Annotated in this window: 18 protein-coding genes and 2 riboswitches; of the genes, 12 read left to right on the top strand and 6 right to left on the bottom strand. The window is 38.7% G+C overall.

Annotation, left to right across the window (positions count from 1 at the left end; genetic code table 11):
- The first annotated feature begins 35 nt into the window (after positions 1-35).
- From H4J75_RS08530 to H4J75_RS08490, 9 genes are all read left to right on the top strand, one after another.
- A complete protein-coding gene (locus H4J75_RS08530) occupies positions 36-3041 on the top strand; it encodes a TonB-dependent receptor (protein ID WP_182221875.1) in 3006 nt (1001 codons plus the stop codon).
- 412 nt (positions 3042-3453) lie between these two features.
- Positions 3454-4065 carry a histidine phosphatase family protein gene (locus tag H4J75_RS08525; RefSeq protein WP_182221874.1) on the top strand — a complete coding sequence of 204 codons (612 nt, stop codon included), beginning with the start codon at positions 3454-3456 and terminating at the stop codon, positions 4063-4065.
- A 72-nt stretch (positions 4066-4137) separates the two neighbouring features.
- Positions 4138-4287: riboswitch (cobalamin riboswitch) on the top strand.
- A 144-nt stretch (positions 4288-4431) separates the two neighbouring features.
- Positions 4432-5295 (top strand): ABC transporter ATP-binding protein, encoded by an 864-nt coding sequence (locus tag H4J75_RS08520; RefSeq protein ID WP_220465270.1) that lies wholly within the window; start codon positions 4432-4434, stop codon positions 5293-5295.
- Positions 5288-6307: an iron ABC transporter permease gene (locus H4J75_RS08515; protein WP_182221873.1), complete on the top strand. Its 1020-nt coding sequence runs from the start codon at positions 5288-5290 to the stop codon at positions 6305-6307. The genes H4J75_RS08520 and H4J75_RS08515 overlap by 8 nt, the downstream gene beginning before the upstream one ends.
- An 11-nt stretch (positions 6308-6318) precedes the next feature.
- On the top strand, positions 6319-7401 hold the full coding sequence (gene cobT / locus H4J75_RS08510; RefSeq protein ID WP_182221872.1) for a nicotinate-nucleotide--dimethylbenzimidazole phosphoribosyltransferase: 1083 nt from the start codon (positions 6319-6321) through the stop codon (positions 7399-7401).
- Positions 7402-8238 (top strand): adenosylcobinamide-GDP ribazoletransferase, encoded by an 837-nt coding sequence (locus H4J75_RS08505; RefSeq protein ID WP_182221871.1) that lies wholly within the window; start codon positions 7402-7404, stop codon positions 8236-8238.
- The gene (gene cobU / locus H4J75_RS08500) at positions 8235-8837 is read left to right on the top strand and encodes a bifunctional adenosylcobinamide kinase/adenosylcobinamide-phosphate guanylyltransferase (protein WP_182221870.1); all 603 of its coding nucleotides are present in this window, start codon (positions 8235-8237) and stop codon (positions 8835-8837) included. The genes H4J75_RS08505 and cobU overlap by 4 nt, the downstream gene beginning before the upstream one ends.
- On the top strand, positions 8837-10333 hold the full coding sequence (locus H4J75_RS08495; RefSeq protein ID WP_182221869.1) for a cobyric acid synthase: 1497 nt from the start codon (positions 8837-8839) through the stop codon (positions 10331-10333). The genes cobU and H4J75_RS08495 overlap by 1 nt, the downstream gene beginning before the upstream one ends.
- A gap of 41 nt (positions 10334-10374) precedes the next feature.
- The gene (locus H4J75_RS08490) at positions 10375-11214 is read left to right on the top strand and encodes a cobalamin-binding protein (protein ID WP_070375906.1); all 840 of its coding nucleotides are present in this window, start codon (positions 10375-10377) and stop codon (positions 11212-11214) included.
- Positions 11215-11746: 532 nt separating this feature from the next.
- Here the strand turns inward: H4J75_RS08490 and H4J75_RS08485 are convergent.
- From H4J75_RS08485 to H4J75_RS08460, 6 genes are all read right to left on the bottom strand, one after another.
- Entirely contained in the window at positions 11747-13231 is a 1485-nt protein-coding gene (locus H4J75_RS08485; protein WP_182221868.1) for a cadherin repeat domain-containing protein, read from the bottom strand.
- Positions 13232-15295, bottom strand: coding sequence for a TonB-dependent siderophore receptor (locus tag H4J75_RS08480; protein WP_259366339.1), 2064 nt, complete (start codon positions 15293-15295; stop codon positions 13232-13234).
- A 29-nt stretch (positions 15296-15324) separates the two neighbouring features.
- Positions 15325-15496, bottom strand: a riboswitch (cobalamin riboswitch).
- 394 nt (positions 15497-15890) lie between these two features.
- A complete protein-coding gene (locus tag H4J75_RS08475; RefSeq protein WP_182216662.1) occupies positions 15891-16337 on the bottom strand; it encodes a MarR family winged helix-turn-helix transcriptional regulator in 447 nt (148 codons plus the stop codon).
- 17 nt (positions 16338-16354) lie between these two features.
- Entirely contained in the window at positions 16355-17764 is a 1410-nt protein-coding gene (locus tag H4J75_RS08470) for a sigma 54-interacting transcriptional regulator (protein ID WP_310733748.1), read from the bottom strand.
- 2 nt (positions 17765-17766) lie between these two features.
- Positions 17767-18354, bottom strand: coding sequence for a hypothetical protein (locus H4J75_RS08465; RefSeq protein WP_182221867.1), 588 nt, complete (start codon positions 18352-18354; stop codon positions 17767-17769).
- Entirely contained in the window at positions 18354-19841 is a 1488-nt protein-coding gene (locus H4J75_RS08460; protein WP_182221866.1) for a HAMP domain-containing sensor histidine kinase, read from the bottom strand. The genes H4J75_RS08465 and H4J75_RS08460 overlap by 1 nt, the downstream gene beginning before the upstream one ends.
- Positions 19842-20206: 365 nt before the next feature.
- On the opposite strand from H4J75_RS08460, the gene H4J75_RS08455 reads away from it, so the two are divergent.
- From H4J75_RS08455 to H4J75_RS08445, 3 genes are all read left to right on the top strand, one after another.
- Positions 20207-20563 carry a hypothetical protein gene (locus H4J75_RS08455; protein WP_182221865.1) on the top strand — a complete coding sequence of 119 codons (357 nt, stop codon included), beginning with the start codon at positions 20207-20209 and terminating at the stop codon, positions 20561-20563.
- Positions 20564-20670: 107 nt separating this feature from the next.
- Complete coding sequence (locus H4J75_RS08450; protein WP_259366340.1) at positions 20671-21054, top strand: hypothetical protein; 384 nt, start codon at positions 20671-20673, stop codon at positions 21052-21054.
- A gap of 88 nt (positions 21055-21142) precedes the next feature.
- Positions 21143-21919, top strand: coding sequence for a pseudouridine synthase (locus H4J75_RS08445; RefSeq protein WP_182221864.1), 777 nt, complete (start codon positions 21143-21145; stop codon positions 21917-21919).
- Positions 21920-21926 lie beyond the last annotated feature (7 nt).

Raw genomic sequence — 21926 nt, 5'->3', positions numbered from 1 at the left:
AGATAAATACATAAATAATGGAGATTAAAATAATAATGAAAAATTCAAATATAAAGCGAAGCTTTAATCGCTCGTTAGCTGCTATCGCAGTTGGGGCATGTTTAGCTGCGTCTCCGATGACTTTTGCCGATAATGTTAGTGGCTCTATTTACGGTAAAGCCATTCAGGGTAAAAGTGTAACAATTAAGAACCCAGCGACAGGTTTTAAACGCGTTGTTGTTGTTGGTGAAGATGGCCGTTTTAACTTTTCTAAGTTGCCGACAGGCAAATATACTGTCGACAATGGTGTAGATACTCGAAACATCTTAGTCGCTATTGGTAAGGGCAGTAATGTTGATTTTACAGAAGTTTCTGAAATTATCTCTATTGTGGGTAATTCTTTAGTTAGTATCGATACCACATCGGTAGAATCGACTTCAGTCTTTACTGCTGAGCAAATAGACTTATTACCGGTAGCAAGAGATTTGACATCAGTTGCTTTGTTAGCTCCTGGAGCAACAGCAGGTGATTCTGGTTTAGGAAATGGTAATACTGCCTCTTTTGGTGGTTCGTCAATTGCTGAAAATGGTTATTTTATTAATGGTTTCGATGTTACTAATATTCGTAACTTCACCTCTTTTGCTGACCTTCCTTATGATGCTGTTTCACAGCAACAAGTTCGCACTGGTGGTTATGGCGCAGAATACGGTCGTTCATTAGGTGGCGTTGTTAGTTTAGTAACTAAACGTGGTTCAAATGAATGGAAATTTGGTGGCTCAATTGAATCTACGCCAGCAAGTTTTAGAGAAGATGGCAAAGATGTTACTTCTCGCGATCCTGATTTAGAATACTCTAACCGTTATTCTTCATTCCGCTCAGCTAATGAATTTGACTCTTTATCCTATAATGCCTATGCATCAGGCGCTATTGTTGAAGATAAACTATTCTTTTTTGGCTTATTTGAAGGCCAAGATGATGAAAGCAATACCTTTGGCAAACAAACAAGTGAGACAATGAAAGACGACTCACCAATGTACTTGTTAAAGCTTGATTGGAATATCTCAGACGACCATTTATTAGAGATGACTTACATCGATAATGAAGAAACACAAGAATTTACCTCATACAGTAACCCTGAAGGTATGTATTACACTGGGACTCATGGTGAAGCTGCTGACCCTTATGAGATCACCAAAGGTGGTGATGTTACTATCGTTAACTATACCGGATTTTTAACTGATGATTTCTCAGTAAGTGTTCTTTGGGGCAACATGACCAATGAACTAGAAACGCGTAACCCTGATATCGGCCCTGGCGCTGAATGTGAGTTAGTATTCGATCGCCGTGAAACACCTTCAAGTTCACAAAGCATTGGTTGTTGGGGTATTGCTCAAGGCCAAAGTACTGTGCCTGAAGCTGGGATCGCTTCTGATACTGATGAACGCGACTCTTTACGTTTAGGCGCAGAATGGATTCTAGGTGAACATACACTTCGTGTCGGTTATGACCAAGAGAAATTTACCTCGACTAAACGTGGCACTACCTTTACAGGTGGCGAATACTGGCGCTGGCATGTAGCTCAAGATGTTGACGGAGCAGGCGGACAAAGTGTTAATGGTGCTTTTGTAACAGCAGGTGAAGAATATATTCGCCATAGAGAAAGTAATACGGGTTCTGCTTCTTATGAAGTTGAAAACACAGCATTTTATATAGAAGACACTTGGCAAGTTACTGATGAGTGGATGGTATACTTAGGTTTGCGTTCAGAAGGCTTTGAAAACCGCAACGGTGATGGCGATTCATTTGTTAAATCTGACAGTGAATTGGCGCCGCGTTTGGGCTTCTCTTGGGATATGGATGGCGATGGTAACAAAAAACTTTTCGGTACTGCCGGGCGTTACTTTATGCCAATCGCGGCTAATACAAATATTCGTGCTGCAGGTACTGAATGGAGCTATGAAGAGTACTTTTATGTAGACAGTGCTGATGAAAATCCAATCACTGCTGCTCCTGATAAAGTGGGCGACGCTATTGGTACAAGAAACTCTAACGGTGATGAGAAAGCGCCTGATTCAAGAACCGTAGCGGCAACAAACTTAAAACCTATGCATCAAGATGAATTTATTCTTGGCTATCAACAGCAGGTTGATGACTGGATTTTAGGTGCCAAGGCTATTTACCGTGAAGTTAAAGATGGCATGGATGATTACTGTTCTCATCAGCCATTTATCGATTATGCAACAGACAATGGTTATAATGATTTCGATTATAAATCAATGGCTGGCTGTATGATGATGAACCCAGGTAATGATTTTTCTATTGCGCTGGATCTTAACAATGACGGTAATTACGAGGTAGAAAGTGTTCCTGAAGAATACTTCGGCCTAGAAAAATACAAACGTACTTATAAAGCTTTAGAATTCACTTTCGAGAAGCCTTTTGCTGACGGTTGGTTCTTGCAGGGCTCTTATACTTTAGCTAAAAGTGAAGGTAACTCAGAAGGTTATGTTAACTCGACTCTAGAGCAAGAGGATGCAGGTTTAACACAAGACATTGATAATGCATTATTTCAGCATGGTGCCTATGGTGCTTTACCCAATGATCGTCGTCACACCTTTAAAGCTTTTGGTGCATACCAAGTTAATGATGAGATTTCAGTATCTGTTAATTTCAGTTTACAATCTGGTCGTCCAAGAAACTGTGTTGGTTTTATCCCACTTGACGAACTTAGAGATGAGTTAGGTGTTGATGCTGGCGGTTTAGCTAATTACGGTGCTTCATCGTTTTACTGTGGTGGTGTATTAGGTAATCGTGGCGATCAAGGCCGTACTCCATGGGTTAAAAATGTTGATCTAGGTTTAACGTATAAGCCGGAATATGTTGATGGCTTAACCGTGAAAGTCAATGTTAGAAATGCCTTTAACTTTCAAGAAGTCACTGAATACAATGAAACAGGTGACGTAGGCTCGGCTTCATCGAGACTGCCTAACCCTAACTATACGACACCCGTAAACTACCAAGCTCCACGTAGAATTACACTGACTGCTCGTTATAGTTTCTAATTAAATAGTAAAGTTAAACATATTTAAATTAGCCAAGCCGTTCAGATAAACTGAGCGGCTTTTTTATAGATGAATTTAGGCACTTTTTGCTATTACATTAAAGCATTAAGAGAGAAGCCCCCGGACCGCCTTGGTTTTCAACAGTATCAAAAGAACAAAACGAATTAGCAGGTATTTTACCTTTAAATCTAGGGTCCTATTATGATGGAAATGAGGGATTAAAACGTGCGTTTTTTCCGTAAACGTGAGGCTAAATGGCGAGGTAGTTAAGTGCTCATTTTGCTAAAGTGAACAACATTGACGCGCATGCTGTCGCTTATAAGTGCACGGCTATTTGTCATAGTACTTACGCAATATTGAATTTAAGGTTACGCTATGCTTTTTTACACTATATATATTAAGAGGTAATGCTTTGCTACAGCGGACTTTATATTTATTACGCCATGGTGAAATTGCTACACCGGGTATTTTAGCCGGTAAAACAGATGTCGCACTTTCTGAAAATGGCTTGCAACAGCTGTGGGACGTTAGCCAAAAATTACCAGAGATATCCTTTTGTATCAGTTCACCTTTGCAACGTTGTCAGGTGTTTGCCAAAGCATACTCATTAAAATACAGCATTAATCTCCAATTAAGCGATAACCTTAAAGAAATGAATTTTGGTGATTGGGATGGAAAAACCTATCAAGCCTTGTGGCAGATAAAAGCCAGTGCTGTGCAGCCTTCACTGGGTGATTTTTGGCAAAACCCTTGGCAGCATACTGTGCCTAATGGTGAAGCTATGGCTGATTTTGTCAAGCGTGTCGATACTTGGTGGCAAGAATGGCTTGCAGACGCACCCGAAGGAAATACCTTGGTGGTTGCGCATGGTGGTGTTATCAAACACTTAATTGCGCGTGTACTTAATTTGCCTATGCCGGGCACGGTTCACATGAGTCATATTGATATTCCTTATGCGGGGCTAGTTAAAGTTAATATTTATACTGATGATAGTGGCGTTGATTGGCCAAAAATAGTGTGGTGATAAGTTACCTCGATAAGTCAATGAATTCGGTGTTATTGGCAATTAAACCTTGCTATTTTTAGTGAGCAGACGATAATCTCCAAACAAAATTATATAACTCATTTTTAATGTGGGAATGTGGTGAAAAACCGCAACTGTACCCGCAACTGTAAAAGCCTTTTAGTGGTATTTAATAACCATAAAGCTTAAGTCAGGATACCCATTAATTTAGAGTCATTTGCCTATCAAAATGACAGGCAAAACCAACAAAGTCGAGCGGGTTTACTCGAACATTGTATTGTCGACTCTTGAGTTTTCATATACTAAGAGATTGATTGTGCTCTGTTTGATGCTCCTTAAGTGTCAATAGTATGTGAGTAGCAATTTTTGAATAGTAGCCAGGATCAATCCTCATCAATAAATACCGCTAATACCGCATTGCTTTCAGTGCAGCATCTTTCTTGGCATGCCGACAGCCAACTTATTTTAGATGATATTTCTTTCACCATTAAAAAAGGCAGTTTTACTGGTATTTTAGGGCCTAATGGTGCCGGAAAGTCTAGCTTACTTCGCTGCTTATATCGTTACGTAAAACCTGATTCTGGTTTGGTGGAATTTAATCAAAAAGATATTTGGAAAAAGTATGACGCCTATCAATATGCGCAAGATATCGCTGTAGTTTTACAAGAAACACCCACCCATTTTAACTTAACTGTTCATGACGTTGTTGCGCTGGGTTTACTGCCACACAAAGGTCTATTTACCCGTGATCAAGCCAGCGACCGACTCAAGATAGACCGTGCTATTAAGCAGGTTGGCTTAGTGGATAAAAACTTACAAAATTTTGAACATTTATCCGGTGGAGAAAAACAACGCGCACTTATAGCTCGTGCTATCGTGCAAACGCCCAGCTTACTTATTATGGACGAGCCAACCAGTCATCTTGATGTTCGCTATCAAATTCAGGTTATTGAATTAGCTAAATCGCTAGGCATCACGGTTATTGCGTCTTTTCATGATTTAAACCTTGCCAGTGCGATGTGCGATCAACTGCTGGTGTTAGATAAAGGTAAACTGGTTAAGCAAGGGTCACCACAAGCGGTGATCACCTCTGAAATGTTATCAAATGTATTTGGTGTCTGCGCGCAAGTTTCTCTTCATCCACAACATAAGGTTCCTCATATTTCTTATTTCTATGGCTACGATACTCAAGAAAAAACGGCAGAAAGTAGAGCGTTACCTCATGTTTAAGGTCAATCATTCGGGGATTATTTTTCTGACCTTAGCTTTCGGTGTTATCAGCTTTATTGCGTCGTTATCTTTAGGTGCAGCAGATATTAGTTTTAGCGATGTTACTTCGAGTCTACTGGCTAGTTTATCCACAGATAAAGACGCGAGCGAGGTGATTTTTTATGAGCGTATTATTTGGGAATTACGTATGCCGCGCGCTATTTTAGCTTTTTTAGCGGGTTGTGGCTTAGCGGTTTCTGGGCTGATTTTACAAACGGTAACGCGAAATCCATTAGCCGACCCTTATCTTTTTGGTATTTCTTCAGGGGCTTCTTTAGGAGTCGTTATATCTATTGTTTTATTGGGCAGCACTATTTCTGTTGTAACACCTGTCGCGGCTTTTGCGGGCAGTTTAGTGGCGATGCTAATGTTGCTAATGATCTCTGGTCGTCGGCAAAGTCAACAAGTTGAATCTATGCTATTGGCTGGTGTAGCGTTATCGTTTTTGTTCAGCTCGTTTACTAGCTTGTTACTTTATCATACCGATCCACAAGCGGTTACGGCGATATTATTTTGGACTATGGGCAGTTTTTCACGTGCGCAATGGTCAATTTTATGGTTTCCCGCGGTCGTTATTATTAGCTGTGTCATTATGATGTTAGCGTATCGACGCCAACTGAATGCAATGTTGTTAGGCGATGAAAGTGCTACAACCTTAGGTATTAATGTTAACCGCTTTCGCTTAGTGATGTTGGTACTGAGTTCACTGATCACCGCAACGTTAGTCTCTTTGTGCGGCGGTATAGGCTTTGTTGGCTTGATGATACCCCATATTGTACGATTTTTTGTTTCTCAAGGCACTGTTTTTGGCATTATGTTAACGGCTTTAGTCGGTGGTATTTTTATGATTTGGGTGGATGTATTATCGAGAGTTGTACTAGAAAACCAAGAGCTACCCGTAGGTGTTATCACTTCTGCTTTGGGGAGCTTATTCTTTTTATCCTTGTTGTACTTTCGCAAAAATAAAGCTTAAAGGAGCTATTGATGAACTTTGCTATTAAAAAAGTAACTGATGTGTTTAATCAACAGATCCAGTCGACTATCGATGGAAAAACTAAACCACTCGGTGCATTAGGCCAACTAGAAGATACCGCTAAAATTATTGCCGCTGTGCAGTTATCAATAGTAAATACTGACCAACAATCATTGAGTATTAAACATCCTAGTTTATTCATATTTGCCGGTGATCACGGTGTCGCAGCGCAAGGTGTTTCTATTGCACCGAGTGAAGTGACCTCACAAATGGTGGCTAATTTTGCCAGCGGTGGCGCGGCGATTAATGTCTTTTGTAAGCAGCTTGGTTGGCAGTTAAGTGTGGTAGATGCGGGTATTTTATCGCCAATTGATAATTGTTCAGGCGTTATCAATCAACGTTTAGGCAATATCACCGCACCATTAAATATCGCACCAGCGATGAGTCTAGCGCAAGTTGAACTCGGTTTTGAAAAAGCGACTGCTTTGGTCAAATCAGTTCATGAAAAAGGCTGTAACTTAATCGCTTTTGGTGAAATGGGAATTGGTAACACCACTTCTGCCGCAGCTATTATGGCCGCTGTTATGGGTATTCCAGCCAGTGAATGTGTTGGACGAGGTACTGGCGTTAGTGATGAAATAGTAAAAATCAAACAACAGGTCATTGAGCAAGCATTAGTGCTTCATCAAGGAAGTATCAACAGCCCTAAAGAAATTTTAGCGTCTTTAGGTGGTTTTGAAATCGTACAAATTACCGCAGCTATGTTAGCGGCGGCCGAACAAGAAATGCTTGTTGTTGTTGACGGTTTTATTTGTACTGCCGCCGCTATGCTCGCTATCAGTATTAATAAAAATGTTAAAGATTATATGATTTTTGCCCATTGCTCGGGTGAGCAAGGTCATCAAAAAATGCTTAGCCATTTGCAGGTTAAGCCGCTATTAAATTTAGGTTTACGCTTAGGGGAAGGCACAGGCGCTGCATTAGCACTGCCATTAATTCAGGCGGCTGTGGCTTTTTATAATGATATGGCAAGCTTTACTCAGGCGCAAGTGACCGATGTTACTGGTGCTAACACTAACAAAGCTGAAGATTAAATGACTAAGCAATCACGCTGGCAACAATGCCAACAACAATACTATTTGTTGTTACTCGCTTTAAGTTTTTTTACTCGTATACCGGTGCGTTTACCTGAGGTGGTAAAACCTGAAATGCTTCATCAAGCGAGCCGATATTTTGCCTTAATTGGTTTGTTTATTGGTGTGATCACCGCCTCTATTTTAGTGTTGTTGGCGAGCTTTTTACCCATTTCTTTAGCGGTACTTATTTCTATGGCGGCGAGCTTATTGCTTACCGGCGCTTTTCACGAAGATGGTTGGGCTGATGTTTGGGATGGCTTTGGTGGTGGTTGGACCGTTGAACAAAAGCTAAACATTATGAAAGATAGCCGTTTAGGGACTTATGGCGCAGCCAGCTTATTTTTCATTTTAATGATCAAATATCAGAGTTTAGTGTTATTAAGTAGCCATAGCAGCAATCCTTTATTAGCACTTTTTGTGGCATTGATTATAGCGCATACCTTAAGCCGAGCCGTCAGTACCAGTTTAATCTTTAGCATGGCTTATGTCAGCGAAGATGCACAATCAAAAGTTAAACCTTTAGCGCAGCATTTATCTCTAAAAGGCTTGTTAATCTTATTAATTACCGCAGCGGTGGTGATGTTTAGCTTATTACCAGCCGTGCATTGTTTAGTACTAATAGGGGGCTTATGGCTAATGCGTCTTTTATTAATATTTTGGTTTAATCGTCAATTAGGTGGTTTTACTGGTGATTGTTTAGGAGCTGCGCAACAAATTTTAGAAGTGGCGGTTTATACTATTTTACTGGTCTTAGCATCTCCAGCGACAACATTTTTGACGGAGGCAGGCCTATGAAAATTAGTGATGCTAATACACTTCATCTAATTTTAGGCGGAGCACGCTCAGGAAAGTCGAGCCTCGCCGAAAATATTGCCAAACAGGCTGAATCAGCAGGGCTAACGATATGTTATCTCGCTACGGCGCAAGCCCATGATGAGGAAATGAGCGCACGTATTTTACAGCATCAAGGCGAACGTCCTCAACATTGGCAACTGCTTGAATCGCCGTTGTATTTAGCTGAGGCACTTCAACAAGCATTACAAAGCAGTGATTGTGTGCTGGTTGATTGCTTAACACTTTGGTTAAGTAATTGTTTATGCCATCAAGATAGCGAGTTTTATCGCCAGCAAAAGTCACTGTTTATCGAATTTATAACGCTATTTATTAGCGATACCAACGCCTATCAATCAAAAAAACTTATTTTTGTTAGTAATGAGGTCGGGCATGGCATTGTGCCTATGGGCGAGCTGTCGCGACAATTTGTCGACCAAGCAGGTTGGCTGCATCAAGAACTAGCTACATTAGCCAAGCAAGTCGATTTTGTTATCGCTGGATTACCACTAACATTAAAAAGTGACGCGTTGATAAGTAAAATATCGGAACAACAAAATTAATGAAAACATTAATGGTGCAGGGCACCACCTCTGACGCTGGAAAGAGTACCTTGGTGGCTGGTTTATGCCGAGTATTTGTAAATTTAGGTTATAAAGTAGCACCGTTTAAGCCACAAAATATGGCTTTAAATAGTGCTGTTACTAGTGATGGTGGTGAAATTGGTCGGGCGCAAGCACTACAAGCAGTGGCCGCAAAGATTGCACCACGTGTTGATTTTAATCCGATATTACTTAAACCCAATAGTGATACGGGGGCACAAGTGATTGTTCATGGTCGAGCCATATCAAATATGGAGGCGACCAGCTACCACGACTATAAAAAAGTAGCGATGGACGCTGTCCTCGAATCACATCACCGTTTAGCGAAAGAGTTTCAGCTGCTAATGGTTGAAGGGGCAGGTAGCCCCGCAGAGATAAATTTACGCGCTAATGATATTGCTAATATGGGCTATGCCGAAGCGGTAGATTGTCCTGTGATCCTCGTTGCTGATATCGACCGGGGTGGTGTTTTTGCTCACTTAGTGGGGACACTCGAGCTATTATCACCTTCAGAGCAAAACCGCGTGAAAGGTTTTATAATTAATCGCTTTCGTGGAGACATTAACTTATTAACGTCTGGACTTGATTGGTTAGAAGAGAAAACGGGTAAGCCAGTATTAGGGGTATTACCTTATTTACACGACTTAGCACTTGACGCCGAAGATGCCGTTGCGATTGAAAACAAGGTTGAACAAGCCAAAATAAATATTGTTGTACCGTTATTACCGCACATAAGTAACCATACCGACTTTGATACGTTACGTTTAAACCCTGAAATAAATTTACGTTATGTCAAAATGGGCGAGCGGATAAACAATTGTGACTTAGTGATTTTACCCGGCAGTAAAAATGTTATTTTTGATCTACAATTTCTTAAAGAACAAGATTGGCAAAGCGATATAGAACGTCATTTGCGCTACGGCGGTAAAGTGTTTGGTATTTGCGGTGGCTATCAAATGCTTGGGCAAACTATCAGCGATCCTGAAGGTATTGAGTCAACGATTGAGGCGATAACGGGTTTAGGTTTACTCGAACTTACCACTGAATTAACCGCAGCAAAAAAATTAGCACAAGTCTCTGCCACTATGACCTTGGGCAGTAAAAGTTGTCAGGTTAAAGGTTATGAAATTCATTGTGGTGTTTCTACCATGACGGCTATTGATAATAAAACGCCTGTGCCTCTGTTGTTCAATAAAAGTGACAATCAGACCAGCGATGGTTGTGTTTCAAATGATAATCAAATAGCGGGTACTTACCTACATGGTATTTTTGATGAAGGGGCTGCGACACAATTATTAGTTGACTGGTTAGACAGTAACAATGACATCCAGCGGACGATTAATCTTGATGAACACCGAGAGCAACAGCTTGAACGTTTGGCTAATGTTTGCCAGCAATACCTAAAAATATCAGCGATTGAAGATATTATTAACAACAGCAAAACGACCACACCCTAGTGCTTGAAAAGCGCCTCTTAAAAAGTAAAAGGCTTAATAAAATGACAAAAAGATTTATATCCTTCGCCGTAATAAGCTTATTGCTGATAGTCATACCCAGTAAAAGTTTTGCTGAGCAATCGGCAAAGCGCATCGTTGCCTTAGCGCCACATATTGTTGAAATGTTATTTGATATTGGTGCTGGCGATAAAATAGTCGGTGCGGTTGCCTATTCCGATTACCCTAAAGCGGCGCTAGATATTCCGCGTGTTGGCAGCTATCACGGCATGCAAATAGAAAAATTATTGGCATTGAATCCTGATTTAGTTATTGTTTGGAAGTCAGGCAACTCGCAAAGTGACATTGATAAAATGAAACGCTTAGGACTAAAAATTGTTTTTAGTAATCCAGTAGATATTGCAGATGTTGCCACTGAATTACGTTATTTTGGCGGTTTAACCGGACATCAACAGCAAGCAGAAAGTGTCGCGTTAGCTTATGAACAACGTTTAAAAAAATTACGGCTCGATAATAAAACTAAGCAAGCCATCCCCGTTTTTTATCAACTGTGGTCAGAGCCAATGATGACCATTAATGGCACAACCTGGATAAATCAGTTAATTGAAGTGTGCCAGGGAGTGAACGTTTTTAAGGATAACCCGACGCCTTATCCAAAGATAAGCACGGAAAACGTTATTGTTGCCCAGCCGCACTTAATGATTTTACCGGATGAAAACTCCGATAAACCACAACCCATTATTGACTGGCAAAAATGGCCAGAAATACCCGCGGTGAAAAACAATAAGTTTATTCACGTTGATGCAGATTTATTACATAGATTCAGTACCAGAATGTTAAGTGGTGTTGCAGATATGTGTGAAAAAATTGATCAGCAAAGATAGCGGTTCAATTTACTGAGCTGATTGATGATTTATCTATCAGCTCAGTAAATTAAAGGCTAAGCTAATGATAATTTTGCGCAGCCCCTGCCATGGTAATTAGCAGGGAAAGTAATGCTTATTACTGACCTTAATTTAAGTCCACTATGCTGTCTTACACGACCAGGCCTTGATAAATTACACTTTTCATATTCATCGAGCTACCGATTAATAGCACCGCAGGTTATTCATCTTAAATGGCACAGTGATACAACAAAAAATACCTGCTGAGTTTCGCTACTGCATTAGTTCTGCAGACGTGATTGCTATGACTGTATTATAAGGTTCAACAGGTTATTGGCAGGTTAACAGCAAGAGACACTTGATATAACGTTAAATAAGGTCGTTCTCGTAGTCATACGGGTGAATGCAATTAAACCCGTTAATATTGTGCGTTAACTAACACTTAATATAGCACTGAGTAAAAATAAAAAAGGGCACATAAATATGTGCCCTAAATCAAATTACTTCTTAATGTCTTACCTTTAAGCGAATCTTATTCAATAAAGGCAATGGCAGATGGGTTTAATTCTGTTGCAAGTCTTGGAAATGCTTTAAGGTTAGTTTCAGTATTTATAACATCAACGCCTGGCTTCTCTGGATTGCTTACGCTAAGCCAAAGAAAGTTTGCAGCATCTAAAGCAATATAGCTAATTTGTTCAGTACCCGTAGCCGCTACCTTTTCATTAGCAATAACACCCGTTGTTGGATTGAAGGTATAAACCGTTGAAAGCTCATAATAACTTGGCGTAAAAAATGTTTCACTGGCAACAAAATAGCCTTTTGTTTCGGATACGACAACGCTTGAACCAATAAAAGCACCGGTATTATTTTCAATATCTGCAGCAGACAAAACACTGGTCAAGTTATAATCACTTGTCGCTATCGCTTCGATGCGACTCATGGTTAAGTCAGTACTGCTATATGAGTTACGTGTTGTAACATATACCGTATCTCCTTGACTCACTATGCTATGACTCAGTGGGTTTAAGCCTTGAAGCGGAATACCTTTAAGATTATCATTTGCATCGGTATTTGTTTCAATCTCTTGGTCTGTCGCGGTATCAAAAACGGCTACATAAGCTGTGTTTGGTGAAAAAGAGTCAGATAAACGTTGCATAGCAATAAACAGTTTACCGTCAGCAATTGTCGCTGAGGCAGGGTTTGGTGTGCCATTACTATTGTTATCAGCGATGTAGCTAGATAGATCTAATTGACCCAATTTGAAATCTTCAAATTGTGTTGCCTGAGGATTAACAATCCAAACTTTGTCTGAACCGTAACGTAAAAGATAAGCTTTGCTTTCATTGACTGACACTAAGTCATAGGGATTACGAGTATTTGAATCACCGGTATCTTGGGTTGTATATGACCAAACTTCTGTATCAAGGGCATCAGCATTATATTTTGAGATAGAATCAATGTTATAACGGCCAATGTGAAAAACGTCTTTATTATAGCTACGAACAGTATAGTCAGAGGCATCTTTAATATAATAGCCTTTGGTGACTTGCTCTGTAATTGGGTCTAAGGTCACAACTTCAGAGCCTGAAAAATCAGGTGCAACTGTTTGAACAACCGCGAATGATGGTGTGTCTTTCACATCACCGACACTCACTTGAATAGCCAATTCACCTGTTAAGTTCTTTTTACTGTCATCCGTTGCAACAATTGTGACAGCAAATGGACCGACTTCACCGCTGTCAAAATCAGGAGCATCTATAAAGCTTAATTCACCACTTTGTGTAATGCTAAATAAACCACTTGAATTACCCGTAAGTGAAAGTACGATAGCGTCTCCATCGGCATCAGTAGCATTATAGGTGCCAACTGATGTTGTGTTTTCTTCTATCGTTGGGCTACTTGCGCCGGTAACTATTGGTGCGACATTACTTTTTGAACTTCCGCCACAGCCTGCAAGAGCAACAGTGCTCAGTACTAAACTTAATGGTAATATGTGTTTTTTAAAGCTAGTTAACATTTAAAATCCCTTAATTGTGTATTTTATTTTTAAGCTGCGACCCTGCGATGTTCTATTCGCAAGATCTTGGTATTTATCGTTAAATAAATTATTGGCGGCAAAAGATATTCTATGTTTGCCTTTTTTCCAGTTGACTGAAAAATCTGATACGGTGCGGTTGGCTGGATTACCATTACCTACATGACCGTTATTATTTTGAATTCTGTTAATGAGATTGAAGTACAAGTCTTTATCTTTACTTACTTTAAATGACATGTTCCATGCGGAATTTACCTTGTATTTCAACGCTACACTGTACTGTTGATGATATATACCAGGTAGTTTCTTCTTATTAAATGCGACAAATTTTGATGTGGTTTCACTATCTATAATATTGGCTTGTAGTGCGAAAGATAATTGTGTTAATAATTGATAATTTGTTTGAATTTCAATACCTAACAAGTCTGCATTACTGACATTTCTATAGCTACCGACATTACTTGAGTTAAAAATGGCGACAATTGAATTTTCTAATTTTTGTTGGTAAATAGATGAAGATATAGACAGACTTTTGTAAAGGTACTGCCCACCCATTGAGAGTGTTTTTGCTTCCTCTGGCAATAAATTATCGTTGCCTTTAAAGGAGCCTCTATCACCAAATAATTCGTACAATGTCGGTGTTCTCACACCATTACTTAAGTTACTGGTAACTTTTAAATTACCTTGCTTAAAGCTTAACCCGACTTCAGTTGTTTGATAATTATCATTGGCTACAAACTTAGCTGCACTGGATTGATTAATCGCTATGTTTGAATTTTTCTCTTGTAGGTTACTCAACAATGCATACACTTCTATGGGGAGTGACTCGGGTTGCCACTCAATGCGAGAGCCTATGTTGAGTTGTTCTTGTTTTGCTGAAATATCACATGACGCTATACCATTACATTGTGTTGGTTTTCCGTTGTGTTCGCTAACAGAGCTGAAATTTTGTTTAATAAAACTGACAAATGGCACTAGATTAAACTCGTTCCATGTAAGGTAAGGTTTAAAACCGATATGTTTTTTTGTTGTTTCATAATCATTGATATCAAGTTTTATCGAGTCGGGACTTGAAATATAACGCTCATCTTTATTTTCAGCGTAGGCTTCAAATTCAATTGAATTTAGCCAAGGGGATTTGCTTAACCATTGATGTTGATAGCTATAGCGTAAGTTGTCAGAGTTTAACGTCGAATTGTTTTCAGGGGAGTTGTTTTGGTAATTAGGCAGGGCTTTTTCTTGATCGTTATATTGTACATTGACCCTGATCTGATGTTGATTAAATTGGAATATGTCGTTTATAAAAAAAGACTTTTTTGTAAACTCATTATTTCTTAATGCTTGTCTGTCAGACGTATCACTACTACTAAAGCCCGCTGGAACGATAAAATCGTAATCGTTGTCACTGTTAATATAATGACCACCAAAAGACAGACTGTGAGTTTTAAATGCTTTATTATAAAGCGCATTAACTTCTTGATAGCCAAATGAGCCGGTGGCCAAGGTTAATTTACTGGAGTCTTCAGTGGGGTTGTAAGTGTTAATGCGAATAACACCACCTATAGGGGTAGCGCCGGTACCAATCGCTTGATTTTTACTGATTTCAATACTTTCAATTTGTTCTGTGGGTATCTGGTTTAAATCAAAACCACCAAATTGGCTATCGTTAATCAGTTGACCATCAATATAAAGTTGGACCTGCTTACTACTCGACCCTCTAATTGAAACAGAGACAGGATTACCAATGCCACTTATTTGGCGAATTTGAATGCCATTTATCGACTGTAAAATATCGGCAAGCGTTTGCGATGAGTATATAAAGCTTTCGCGATGTAATACTTGATAATTAGGTGTATTAAATGACTGATCATTAACAACTTCAATGACTTCTATATCGTCAGTTGACACGTCTTCTACTTGCGCAAATACAGGCATCGCTATGAGTAAAGGAACAAAGATATTTCGTAAATAAGAAAAAATAATAACCTCAAAAAATTTTGAGGGAGGTACGGAAGGATCATGACAACTAGCTATTGCTAATGTCATTAAATTCCGTAGCGCCCACCGCACTGCAAGTCATTCGATATCATTTAGGCCGGTCTCCGGGCTTAACTTTACATAGCGTAAAGTATTACCGTTGCGGGGGCAGCGTTAGAATTATGCATAGCATGTACTAACTTCCCGATTATCTCTAATTCATACCTTGTTAAAGTATAAATATTGAGCACCTAATCAATTATGGTCGTTATTTTGAGACTATTAATATAGCTTGTCAACAGTTAGAGTATTAAATCTATAGTTCATGGCTAGTTAGCTTTAATCGTTCGACGGGTTTAACGCAACGTCATTTACGCTTTATTTTGACCCTGCCCTTTGAGTTCAGAGGTAAAACATGTCGTATTATCAGAAAAATTTTGTTGCCAGACTATTTTATCTGATGGTATTAACGATGATCTGGTGAGGCATTTTTGACGTTACTGACACTTTAGCGACGGCAATTTCTTCTTTTTAATTAATAATGAGTCGTTCAATAACAGCCGATAAAACCTAAGCTCTACGGTAGGTATTTACTGTCTGCCAATTTCACCTAGGCTGTTTAATGGTGAGTTTGGCTAGTCATTATCAGCGACAATTGTCATTGTTATTGATTCGCTATATCCACTGATTTTAAAGTTAATTTTTCAATAATATTAGCTAGCTGATTTTTTTCTTCAGCACTTAATACCGATAATAGTTCTTGCTCACGAGCTAGCACCATAGGTATTAACTGTTGATATATAGCCAAACCTTGCGTGGTTAGTTTTAATAGCGAAGAGCGTTTATCGGATTTATCTGTGTTTTTAACCAATAATCCCTGAGCTTGCATCCTTGTTATTGCGCGGCTCGCCGGCATTTTTTCTAAGTTAGTTTGTTCACCTACCTGCTTTGCGGATAATAACTCTCCGTTACCTAAGCTGGCTAGCACTCGCCATTCTTGACGAGAAAGCTCAAATCTTCCTGTGTAAATATCAGCAATGTTATCACTCACTTTTACTTGTAGTTGCGTCAGCTGATAAGGAAAAAAGTTGGTTAAGTGTAAGCTTTTCATCGTTTAGTTATGCTCGGCTATGCTTGTGAAATCATGTTGTTGTCTACTCTAAATGATTCGGCATTTAAGTGATGCTTTTTCAATAGTTTATAGAATTCTGTTCGGTTTCGCTGCGCTATTTTTGCGGCTTGTGAAACATTACCTTCGGTGGTTTTTAGTAATTTTGCTAAGTAGTCACGCTCGAATTGCTCTCTCGCTTCTTGAAAAGAAGGCAGCTGTGCACTTTCATTACGTAAAGCATTATTAATTAAACTCTCACTAATTAACGGCTCGGTAGATAAAGCGACGCATTGCTCAACAACATTTTGTAATTGTCTAATATTACCGGGCCATTCAGCCCTAATTAAAATCTCCATCGCGGCTTGGCTAAAGCCGTTTATTTTATGACTGGTACTTTTAATCGCGACTGTTAAAAAGTGCTGGGCAAGCAAAGGAATATCTTCACGTCGTTCAGACAGGGCTGGTAAAGTGAGTTCGACAACATTTAAGCGGTAGTAAAGATCTTCACGAAAGCTTTTATCTATGATCGCTTGTTGTAAGTTTTTATGGGTAGCGGCAATAATACGGACATCGACTTTTACTGACTGGGCACTGCCGACTGGGCGCACCTCTTTTTCTTGTAAGGCGCGTAATAATTTAACTTGAAAGCTCATCGGCATGTCGCCGACTTCATCAAGAAATAAGGTACCACCATGGGTTGATTGGAAAAGCCCTTGATGATTTTTATCTGCGCCAGTAAAAGCACCTTTACAGTGTCCAAATAACTCTGACTCGAGTAATTGTTCAGGTATTGCCGCACAATTAATCGCCGTAAATTTTTTATCATGACGCTTACTTGCTAAATGCACGGCTTTTGCCAGGAGTTCTTTACCTGTACCACTGGGACTATGAATCAATAAACTAAAGTCACTTTGGGCAACTTGATAAGTTTGCTGTAACAACGAAGACATAACGGCACTTCGGCTAATTATTTTCTTGCGCCAAATATCGGCTTTTTTGTCGGTATTATGAGCGCTACTTTGTGGTTGTAAGCGAATGGCTTCTTGCACAGTAGAGAGTAATTCTTGGCTTTCAAAAGGTTTGGTTAAAAAACTAAATACGCCTTGCTTAGTCGCACTAATAGCATCGGGTATCGTGCCGTGTGCGGTCATAATGATGACGGGCAAATTAGGCTGTTGCTGACGGATTTTTTCAAATAATGCCATACCGTCCATACCTTCCATACGTAAATCGCTGATCACTAATTGCGGATGAAATGTTTCTAAAATACCTAAAGCCATTTTAGCACTGTTTGCTGACTCTATTTGATAACCCGCAGCAGATAAGCGGATACCAAGTAATCTTAATAAACTGGGATCGTCATCAACAAGTAGTATCTTTTCACTTTTTTGCTGATCGAATTTTTTGCTGTTTGCTGAAACCATCATTTTTACTGCCCATGCTCATTAATATTATGTTCTATTTTTCTCAGCTGATTTATTTGCTGCTTTAACACTTCTAATTGTTGTTGTTGATCTTGATAGGCTTGCTTAATGAGCTGTCGCGCCTTTTTTTCTTGCGATAGTTCATTCAGTTGTAATATCTGCTGGTTGAGTTGTGTTTTTAACATACTAAAAAAGGCAAAGTCGCTTTGGCTTAGATTGTTTTTACTCAGGGTAATAAGCGACAGCTGATTTAATTTACTTTTTGCGGTGAACGGATTGTGAACCGGTGAATGAGGTAGAGCAAAAAATAGTGCTGATTTTAATTGCCATTCAATAGTTTCATCACTGTTATTTTTATCTTGTTTGATTAACATGCTCTCGGCTAACGAGACTAATTGATGTTGGTGTGTTTTATCGGCAATTTGTGCTTGGTTTAACTCGACTAAAGACAAATAATATTCTGTATACTCAAGGGGGACACTGTTAATATGATGGCTTTTGTTGTCGCTATTTAGTAACTGACAACCCGTTAATAGGGGTAGTAATAACAGTAAAAAACTAACAGTGAGTATTCTATAAAATGAACATAACATTACACTGATACTCCACTCGTTTTTTTTGTTAGAAAAGCATTAGGCAAGGTTATTGTCATGGCAGTGCCACTATTTTTACCTGTGTTACTGGCTATATTAATGGTGCCATTTAAGCGCATCAGTAACTCCTTTACTATGGTTAAACCTAAACCACTACCTTTTATTTTGGCATTCTTTGCCGGTGTTCCTTGATAAAAAGCATCAAATATTTTTTCTTTTTGGCTACTGGCTATTCCGCGACCTTGGTCAATAACGGTTATCGACAACAGACTATTATCAAGTGAACAGTTAATGTTAATAACATTATTGTCGTGCGAGTACTTTATCGCATTGGATAAGAGGTTATCTAAAATAACACTTAATTGTTTGGCATTGACCTTGAGTTGTATTGCGTGGCTTTTATAGTCAATGGTTAAGTTTTTCTGCTTAATATCTAAAGTTCTTTGCTGTAATACCTGAGTAACTAACAATGATAAATCAACAATTTCAGTATCTTGCAAACTGGTTGAGTCGAGCACAATATTAAAGTCAAGTAAGTCTTCAATTAAACGTTGCAAGCGGGTAACACTGCTACGGATAATGTTAGATATTTCTTGCTGCTCAGCGTTTAACTCACCAACACTGTTATCGTACAGTAATTCTGTTCCCTCTCTAATGGCGGCAAGTGGCGTTTTTAGTTCATGGGAAATATGACGAATAAAACTCGATTTTTGTAATTCCAGAGCATGCAAGCGCTTACGCATCACTTCCAAGGCGTCAGCAATTTCTGTCATCTCAGGTGAGCCATGTAAAGTGACCTTTTTTTCAAAGTCTCCTAATGCTAAATGATGTATTTTACTGAGTAACTGCTTGAGCGGTTTAGTGATTAAATAGATAAAAATTGCGGCGAGAAGTAAAGTAAAGGGAATGATAAGTAAGCTTTTTAGCATATCGTGTCTAACACCGTTGGCAGAATCTTTAACCTGTTCTACTTGTAAAATGAGTAAGTTATTACTTTGTTCGGCTATTGTTTTTCGTATCGAAACTAGTTGGGTAAATTGTTCTTGTAACGATGTTAATGACGATTCTTCTAGTGGGTGCCGCGTTAAGTAGCTATGCAGGTACTCAATCGCTTGAGAAAACTCTGTGCTGAGCAAGCGTAAGCTTGGGTTGCTTTTAAAGAGGTTATTACTTGCCATTGCTTTTAAGATAACTTGTTCGTCTTTTAAATAAGCACTCAATAAGTCTTGATCTTTTAGAATGATAAATTGCCCAGCACTGCGTTCCATTTTAGCTAAGGTAAAGTTAATTTGACGGTTTGTTTTAACGAGTTCAGCAACATTAAAGATAGCCGATGTACTTTGTTGAGAAAGCTCAGTGACTTGATTTGCGCTATAAATTAACGCTATGACTAGCGGAAACGCAACAAAAGTAAAACCTAAAATGCTTAGTTTTCTAATCGAATACAAATTTATTGCAAAAAGTTCGGACAAGCTAAGTTTTTTCATAGATATCACAAGTATTAATCAGGAGTGTATTTTAGTTTTATTAAGATAAAAAACAAGCGTGTCGCTTATTTGAGACAGTACTTTAGATGATACTAGAATGTTTTTTGTTATGACTTTTATAAGTTAGTCACTGTTTTACATCGGTTATTTTCTGAATTATTAACGATTTTGTTTTTTTACTTTTTTTTGGGCTGTTTTATCTGTTGCTTAATGGCGACACTTTAGGCGGCTTAGTTATTTTGGTTTTATCATTAATTGAATTAAATCAGTGCTTTATATTTTTGGTTCGATTCCTGCAATGTCGTTAATGATATTATTACAATCATTAAAATAACCCGATGAACTCTATAAATAAAGGAATTAAAATGAATTCTATTAGCTTAACAAAAGTGACTCTACTTGTTGGTACTTGTGCCTTAGCTTCGTATTTTGTCAACGCAGGAGATAAAGTTGCAAGCCTAGATATTCCTATTGCTGAACAAGCAGCAACTAAACCTGTGGCAACTAAAATGTTGTCGGTAGACAATGTAGCAAAAAGTACACCGGCCATACTGACTCAGTTCGATGAAGATAAAAATGGTTTGCTTAATGAAGCAGAAGTTATTGCGAGCAAAGATGAAAAATTAGTTAAGCATTTTAAAGACATCGATAAAAATGCCGACGCTGAAATCAGTGCTAGCGAGCTAAAAACCTACCTTGCGGCTGTAAAAATTAACAATTAATGGTTGAAAAATAAGCCATATCTCTCTAGAATTATAGTCCCTAATTTCCAACTGTAGATAATAAACAGTTGGAATTTTTATTAGTTAATACGCAGTCGAAAACTATTATGAGCAATAAACCCACTGACGGTGTCCCTATAGAATCAATGCCTCGATTTGTACAAGTTGATGATTGGATTTTTGAAATAAAAACCGTACGAGCTATACGTGTTGATGAATATGGTAAACCCTACACGGCGATCGCCAATTTAACAGTAAATGGAGATAACGCCTACATAGATGGTTTGTTAACAAGAGAGAATGAAAAATTTAATCGAAAAGATTACGCAGCTTTTCATCAATTTTGTCATCAAATGAAAGTTAAGCAAGCTCATTTCGATCGCTTTAAAAATAACAAACTCATTGCTGAACGTGTTGATATTAAACCGATTAAAGTTGAAGTTAGAGCTGAAGCGGTTAAGCAGACAACAATACTTAAACTGGTTCGTTAATCTTATCTACAGGTTTGCGCTATTTTTTGAATCAAAAGCGGCTAAAATATCAATAATTCTAATCCCCAGATAAAATGAATGCCTATTTATGTCATTAAGTACTGCTCGTCTCGACCGTTTCATTAGTGAAAATTGCAGCGTTAGTCGCAGAGCTGTGCGCTTAATGTTAGCGAAAAAGCGTATAGCGGTAGATACCATTATTGCAGATGATATTGGCCAACGAATTGATAAGTTCTCAAAAATCACTCTAGATGGTCACATTTTACAAGATAATCGTGCGCTCTATATAATGCTTAATAAACCTATTGGTGTAGTCAGTGCAACGATAGATAAACAACACAAAACGGTCATAGACCTACTTGTCGAGCAAAACTTATTTAGCGACAGTGGTAACGAAGAAAAAGACAACTTACATATTGTTGGTCGACTCGATTTAAATACTTCCGGGTTACTGTTACTGACCAACGACAGTCGTTGGTCTGAACGACTTATGTCCCCAGAGCATAAAGTAGAAAAGTGCTATCAAGTCACTTTACAAAACCCGTTAACAGATGACTATCAGTCAGCTTTTGCACAAGGGATGTATTTTGAATTTGAAAATATCACCACTAAGCCAGCAAAATTAACAATTATGAGCAATTTTGTTGGCCAACAAGCTAATCAATATATTGCTGAAGTTAAATTAATAGAAGGGCGTTATCACCAAATTAAGCGGATGTTTGGTCGGTTTCGTAATCCCGTTATAGGCTTGCATCGACAAGCCATCGGAAACTTATTCTTGGACGAAAATCTACCTGTAGGTCAAAGTCGATTTTTAACGGATGATGAAGTACTTGGTATTTTTACAACGACTGTTACTAACTGATAATAAT

The sequence above is a fragment of the Colwellia sp. BRX10-1 genome, assembly GCF_014077545.1.
GTDB lineage: Bacteria > Pseudomonadota > Gammaproteobacteria > Enterobacterales > Alteromonadaceae > Colwellia_A.
Note: the sequence above shows the minus strand (reverse complement) of the source record. Positions and strands in the feature narration are given on the sequence as shown.